Source organism: Rhodoferax sp. UBA5149, from assembly GCF_002413825.1.
Classification (GTDB): domain Bacteria; phylum Pseudomonadota; class Gammaproteobacteria; order Burkholderiales; family Burkholderiaceae_C; genus Rhodoferax.
In genome coordinates, this window is record NZ_DHXT01000037.1 from 335 (window position 1) to 6607 (window position 6273).

Genomic DNA, 6273 nt, shown 5'->3' on the forward strand with positions numbered 1-6273 from the left:
CTGGGTCAACCCGAGCAAGCCGGCGGAGCAGGCGGGCGCGCAGGAGCCGGCCCTGGCAGTGCGCGTTTACCAGCGCGACGGCGCCGTGGACTGGCACGGTTTTGCCCGGCTCGGCGCCCACACCGGCGCCAGCGTCGGTGGGGCGGTCGCGTGGGTCGCCAGCGATGCGCTGGAACTGCACAGCTCGCTGCGCTTTTCCGAACGCGTTGACAGCCTGGCGATAGCCTCGCAAGTCAAGGGGCTGGTGGCCAGCAACCCCTGGCAGCCCGGTACCGAACACGATGTCAAGCAACTGCTGGTGGGCGGCACCTGGACTCATGTCAGCCAGCTCAGCCTGCTGGCCGAGGCCTGGTGGGACGGCACGGCACCGGCCGATGCCCAGTGGGACGCCTGGGCGCAACGCAACGGCCAGCTCCCCACACTGGCGATGCTGGGCGCACCGGCGGCGGCCGTGGCCGGCAATCTGGCCTGGCAGGCGCAAGCCTTCAGCGTCTCGCCCAGTCTGCGGCGCAGCAATGTGTTTTTGCGCCTGAGCTGGCAGCACGACGCCTGGCAACCGGCGCTGGACATACTCTACACGCCGGCCGACCAGGGCCGGGTGGTGACCGCCTCACTGATCTGGCAGGGCGACCGGGTGCAGGTGCAAGGCGGGCTGCGCGTCTATGGCGGGCCAGCCAGCGCCGTGCTGGTGCAACTGCCCGCGCGCGGCATGGCGTATGTTGCCGCCACCTGGACGTTTTGACCTGGACGTTTTGGCACGCCCCGGCGTACCAGCGGAGCCCGGCGGCGTCAGGTTGCGATGCCGCTGCGCTCCAGCATATCGTTGACCAGTTCCAGCCGGACCAGCGGGTTGTCCAGTTCCATCAGGCGCTGTTTGTCTTCGCGCGGCATCGGCAGCAACTCACACCAGCGGTTGGCGACCCAGCTGCAGTCATTGAGCAGATAGGGCGGCTGCACCGGCATGTGCCGCGGGGGCACGGCGCGGGCCTGCAGCGTGTTGATCAGATTGCCCAGCGCTGTTGAGACGCCCCGCAGGTCGTCAGGGATTTTGATCGGGAGATCATCCACCAGCCGCGTCACGTTGGCGACCCACAGGCCGTGCTTGAGCTTGCCACAGCTGACGATGCGAAAGCGCTGCGTCGCGGTGCAGCGAATCTCCATCAGACCCGACTGTGGGCTGGAGAATTCAGTGATCGCGGCCAGTGTGCCCACGGCATGGAAAGCCTCCGGCGCGAAGCCGTCGCCACCGGGTGCGCCGGGGTCGGGTCGGCGCACCTCGGCACCCTTGGTCAGCGTGACCACGCCGAACGGCGCCCCGGTCTTGTGGCACTTGCCAATCATGTCCAGATAGCGCACCTCAAAAATCCGCAGGGGCAGCGTTCCACCGGGGTACAAGACCGTCCCGAGGGGAAACAAAGGGAGTGAAAACAGGGCCAGGGATTCAGACATTTTCAGTGCCACGGTTTACATTGCCATGATCATCCCACGATCCTGCCCAGCCTTGCGCCCGCGCGGCGTTTACCTCGCTAGGCAGTTGATTTTTATCAATCGCCGTGCCTGGCCCGGCCCGCGCCTGCGCCGCGTCGACGCCAAGTTTTCACGGTCTCAACCGGCTCGACGTTAATGAGAAGTGTTATCATTTGCAAATGACATTAATTCTCATTAAGGAAATAAAAATGTTCCCCAATAAACGCATCCACCCGCTCAAGCAAGTTGCTGCTTTCGGCTTGCTCGCCAGCGCCTTGAACGCCCAGGCGCTGGAATACCCGATCGGCACGCCGCAGCAACGCTCCGGCATGGAAATCGCTGCCGTCTACCTGCAGCCGGTGGTGATGGAGCCCGAGGGCATGATGCGCAAGGCCGAAGAATCCGACATCCATATTGAAGTGGATATCAAGGCCCTCGCGGGCAACCCCAACGGTTTTGAGGAAGGCGCCTGGATTCCCTACCTGGTGGTGAAATTTGAAGTGTCCAAGAGCGGCACCGAGCAGAAGGTGGCGGGCGAGTTCATGCCGATGGTGGCCAACGACGGCCCGCACTACGGTGACAACATCAAGCTCTTTGGCCCTGGCAAGTACCATGTGAAGTACACCATTTTGCCGCCTACCGAAAACAAGCATGCCCATTTTGGACGCCACACCGACCGGCTCACCGGCGTTCGCCCCTGGTTCAAACCCTTCGAGGTCGAGTACGACTTCAGCTATGTGGGTATTGGCAAAAAGGGCGGGTACTGAGCCATGATTTCCCGTCTTCCTTTGAAATCCATGGCGCTCGCCGCCGCGCTCAGTCTGGGGGCGGTGGGCGAGGCGGCGGCGGCCACCAACGCAGAGTTGACCGATTTGGTGGAAAAGCTCCTGGCGCGGGTGCAGGCGCTGGAGCAGAACCAGACGGTGCTGACCAAGAGCCTGGAGACCGAGACCATCAGCGAGAACGAGCCGGCTTTGAGCGCCCGGCTCAAGGCGGTGGAAGCGCAGGCTCAGGAGTTGGCGGGCCCGGTGGGCAAACTCAAGGTCTTTGATGGCATCAAGGGCGGCCTGAGCTTGACCCTGGCGGCACAAAAATCCTTGGCGCCGGGTGTGGCGGACAGTCAGCTGGGCTACCGGGCGGACGCCTTTGTCAGCTTGCCGCTGGAGCCCCTGGGTGACGTCGAGCAGTCGCTGTTTGCCCAGCTCCGCCTGGGTCAGGGTGCGGGCTTGGGCGGTTTGCCGAGTTTCTCGAATTCCAATGCCGCGGCATTCCAGCTGCAGGGCGGCTTGCGTCCCGACGATTCGGTGGCCTTGCTGGCCCAGGTCTGGTACCAGGCCAGCATTGCGCTGCCCTGGGGTGGGTTCAAGCCAGCGTCGAGGCAGAAGCTGGAAATCACGGTCGGCAAGATGGACCCCTTCGTGTTCTTTGACCAGAACGCCGTGGCGGGGGACGAAACCAGACAGTTCCTCAACTCGGTGTTCGTGCACAACCCCTTGCTCGATACTGGAGGTGACGTCGGCGTCGATGCCAACGGCTTTGCCCCGGGCCTGCGCGCCTCTTTGCTGGATTCGTCGGACAAACTGGAGAGCTGGCGCCTGTCGCTGGGCGTGTTCGGCGTCGGCAGCACCGGCTCCAGCTACCAGCGCAGTCTGGGTGCGCCCCTGGTCATGCTGCAGGCTGAAACCTCCCAGCGATTTTTTGGTGGGCTGCTGGGCAACTACCGTGCCTATGCCTGGAGCAATCCGCAGGCGGCGCACTTCGATCCGGCTGTCACGGCGTCAGAACGGCACACTGGCTGGGGCGTGTCGGTGGATCAGCGCGTGGGCGATGGCATGACCTGGTTCGCGCGCTATGGCCAGGAGACCCAAGGCAGCGTGATGTTTGACCGCGCGCTGACGGTCGGCGCCGAGGCCAATGGCTCGTACTGGAACCGTGGCGGCGATAGCCTGGGCCTGGCCTTGGGCTGGCTGCGTACCAGTGACGCCTACCGCGACTTCACTGCCTCCACGACGTCCATCAACGGCGCGGAGCGCGTGGCCGAGCTGTACTACCGTTACCGGGTGGGCAAGCAGTTTGAGCTGTCGCCCAGTCTGCAGGTCATCGGCAACCCCGGTGGCGACCCCAGCGCGCAGGATGTGCGCATTGTGGGCCTGCGTTCCCAGTTCACGTTTTAAGGAGGCGCCATGGGCATGAAATTTTCTACTGCGGGCGCCCTTGTGCTGGCGTCCGGCCTGCTGCTGGCGCTGGCGCCTTTGCGGGCACAGGAGTTGCCGTCTTTCAAGCTGCTGATTCGTGCTGGCCGCTTTGTGCCGGCAACGCTGGAGGTGCCGGCCAACACCAAGTTCCGCTTGCTGATCAAGAACGAAGGGCCGGGGGCGGAGGAGTTTGAAAGCGTCGAGCTGCGCAAGGAAAAAGTGCTGGCACCGGGTGCCTCGAGCTTCCTGATTTTTCAGCCGCTCAAGCCCGGCACCTACAAGTTCTTTGGCGACTTTCACCCTGACACGGCGCAAGGCCAGCTGGTGGCCAAATGAAGGAGAACTGCCTTGGGTAGCACGCTGTTCATCGTCTGGCGCGAAAGCGTGGAGGCCATGCTGGTCGTCGGCATCCTGCATTCGTGGTTGAAGTTCAATGAGGCTGGCCGTGCCGGTCTGCGCGCGCTGTGGCTCGGTGTGGCAGCTGGCATCGGACTGGCCGGGGCTCTGGGCCGGGCCATGGTGGCCGCGCAAGGGGAACTCTCGGGCCAGGCGCTGGAGTGGTTTCAGATTGGCATGCTGCTGGTGGCAGCGGCCCTGATCGTGCAGATGGTGCTGTGGATGCGCCGTCACGGCGCCGGCATGCGGCAAAACCTGCACCAGAATCTGGCGATCGCGGTGCAGCGCTCCGGCCTGCTCGGCATCGCCATCGTGGCCGCGCTGGCGATTGCACGTGAGGGCGCCGAAGCGGCGGTGTTCCTGTATGGCGCGAGCCTGGAGCCCGGTGGCACGGCCAGTCTGGTGAGCGGCGCGGCCTTGGGCTTTGCGCTGGCGGGTCTGACCGCCTGGGCGCTGGGGCGCGGACTGCGCTTTCTGGACTACCGCCGCTTCTTCCTGATCAGTGGCTGGATGCTGTTGCTGTTTGCGCTGGCGCTGCTGGTTAGCGCCGTGGATCGCCTCATCGGGGCCGGGCTGCTGCCGGCGCTGGTGGATCCGCTGTGGGACAGCGCGTGGCTGCTGGACGACAACCGCCGCGTCGGCTCGGTGCTGGCCGCTCTGGTCGGGTACCGGGCACGGCCCTCCTTGATGCTGGTGATCGTCTTCGCGCTGTACTGGCTGGTTGTGCTGCGGGCCATGCGTCCGGCGAGGCGCCATGCGTAGCATTCCCATCACCCTGGTTCGCAACGAAGCAGCCGTCGCTCCGCCAGCCGCCGGGGCGCTGGCACGCCTTGGCCTGGCCATGCGCCGCCATCAGCGCGCCATCATGGGGGTGCAATGGACGGTGGTGGTGTTTTACTTCAGCCTTCTGATTTACCCGGTGTTCATGCCCTTGCCGACGGAAGATGCACACATTCTTGACAACCTGCGACTGTTTGCGCAGTTCCTGTTCTGGGGCGTCTGGTGGCCTTTCGTCATGCTGGGCACCATGCTGCTGGGGCGGGTCTGGTGCGGCGTGTTCTGCCCCGAAGGCACTTTGACCGAGCTGGCCAGCCGCCACGGTCTGGGCCGACCCATCCCGCGCTGGATACGCTGGAGCGGCTGGCCCTTCGTGGCTTTTGTCTGCACCACCGTTTATGGTCAGCTGGTCAGTGTTTATGAGTACCCGCAGGCGGCCCTGTTGGTGCTGGGCGGCTCCTCGCTGGGGGCCGTGACCGTGGGGCTGGTGTATGGCCGTGGCTCGCGCGTCTGGTGCCGCTACCTGTGCCCGGCCAACGGCGTGTTTGGTTTGCTCGCCAAGATTGCGCCGGTGCACTTTCGGGTCAATGAAACCCTCTGGAAGCAGAACCAACGGCGCGTCCCTGCCGTCAACTGCGCGCCGCTGATCGACATCGGGCACATGAAGAGCGCCTCTGCCTGTCATGCCTGCGGCCGCTGCAGCGGTGAACGCGGCGCGGTGGTCTTGGGGCTGCGCTCACCGGCGCGCGAAATTCTGGACACCCCGCATCGCCAGGTCAAGACCGAGGAGTCGATGACCCTGATTTTTGGTGTGATCGGGTTCGCCACCGCAGCCTTCGTCTGGTCATCAAGCCCGCGCTTTGTGCAGCTCAAGACCGCGCTGGCCGATTGGCTGATGGCGCACGACGCCTGGGCCTTGCTGCAAGACAACGCACCGTGGTGGCTGCTGACGCATTATCCGGCGGCCCATGACGTATTTACCTGGCTCGACGGCCTGTGCATTCTGGCCTTCATTCTGGGCGGCGGCGGTGCGCTGGGGCTGGCGGTGTGGGCCGGACTCTGGCTGGCGGCCCGGGTGTTGCGGGAGCCGTCCCTGTCGTGGCAGAAACTGTCGATGGGGCTGATTCCGATGGCCGGTGTGGGGGTGTTTCTGGGCCTGTCAATGCTGACGCTGGGCCACCTCAAGGCCGAGGGCATCACGCTGGCCTGGGTGCCCGCGGTGCGCGGTGTATTGCTGGCCTTGGGGACCGGCTTTTCGGCCTACCTGCTGCTGCGCATGTGTCTGGCGCGTTTCTCGTGGCGCGCCGTGGCAGGCCTGGCCCTCGCTCTGTTGCCGCTGGGGCTCATGCTGCGGGTCTGGCTGGCGGTTCTGTTTGGACAGTGAGGTCGCGGGCGACCGCACTGTCTCCTGGATCGCTAGTACATTGACACGTAAATA

At 64.9% G+C, this 6273-nt stretch carries 7 protein-coding genes; 6 read left to right on the forward strand and 1 reads right to left on the reverse strand.

The window, feature by feature from the left end; genetic code table 11:
* Positions 1 to 742 (forward strand): hypothetical protein (locus B3V69_RS02815; protein ID WP_296443590.1); only part of this gene is annotated, 742 nt, incomplete at its 5' end.
* Between the two features lie 47 nt (positions 743 to 789).
* On the opposite strand, the gene B3V69_RS02820 is transcribed toward B3V69_RS02815, so the two are convergent.
* The gene (locus B3V69_RS02820; RefSeq protein WP_296443592.1) at positions 790 to 1449 is read right to left on the reverse strand and encodes an LON peptidase substrate-binding domain-containing protein; all 660 of its coding nucleotides are present in this window, start codon (positions 1447 to 1449) and stop codon (positions 790 to 792) included.
* Positions 1450 to 1676: 227 nt separating this feature from the next.
* On the opposite strand from B3V69_RS02820, the gene B3V69_RS02825 reads away from it, so the two are divergent.
* The 5 genes from B3V69_RS02825 (at position 1677) to B3V69_RS02845 (ending at position 6219) form a co-directional block, all read left to right on the forward strand.
* Entirely contained in the window at positions 1677 to 2234 is a 558-nt protein-coding gene (locus tag B3V69_RS02825; RefSeq protein ID WP_296443594.1) for an iron transporter, read from the forward strand.
* Between the two features lie 3 nt (positions 2235 to 2237).
* Positions 2238 to 3641 (forward strand): carbohydrate porin, encoded by a 1404-nt coding sequence (locus B3V69_RS02830; RefSeq protein WP_296443596.1) that lies wholly within the window; start codon positions 2238 to 2240, stop codon positions 3639 to 3641.
* 15 nt (positions 3642 to 3656) lie between these two features.
* Positions 3657 to 3998, forward strand: coding sequence for a cupredoxin domain-containing protein (locus B3V69_RS02835; RefSeq protein WP_296443598.1), 342 nt, complete (start codon positions 3657 to 3659; stop codon positions 3996 to 3998).
* A 12-nt stretch (positions 3999 to 4010) separates the two neighbouring features.
* A complete protein-coding gene (locus B3V69_RS02840; protein ID WP_296443600.1) occupies positions 4011 to 4820 on the forward strand; it encodes an FTR1 family iron permease in 810 nt (269 codons plus the stop codon).
* A gap of 79 nt (positions 4821 to 4899) precedes the next feature.
* A complete protein-coding gene (locus B3V69_RS02845; protein WP_414707456.1) occupies positions 4900 to 6219 on the forward strand; it encodes a 4Fe-4S binding protein in 1320 nt (439 codons plus the stop codon).
* Positions 6220 to 6273 lie beyond the last annotated feature (54 nt).

Excerpts from the sequence above, each read along its gene's own strand:
- B3V69_RS02835 (WP_296443598.1), top strand. The coding sequence starts at position 3,657 with ATGAAATTTTCTACTGCGGGCGCCCTTGTGCTGGCGTCCGGCCTGCTG.
- B3V69_RS02825 (WP_296443594.1), top strand. The coding sequence starts at position 1,677 with ATGTTCCCCAATAAACGCATCCACCCGCTCAAGCAAGTTGCTGCTTTC.
- B3V69_RS02845 (WP_414707456.1), top strand. The coding sequence starts at position 4,900 with ATGCGCCGCCATCAGCGCGCCATCATGGGGGTGCAATGGACGGTGGTG.
- B3V69_RS02830 (WP_296443596.1), top strand. The coding sequence starts at position 2,238 with ATGATTTCCCGTCTTCCTTTGAAATCCATGGCGCTCGCCGCCGCGCTC.
- B3V69_RS02820 (WP_296443592.1), bottom strand. The coding sequence starts at position 1,449 with ATGTCTGAATCCCTGGCCCTGTTTTCACTCCCTTTGTTTCCCCTCGGG.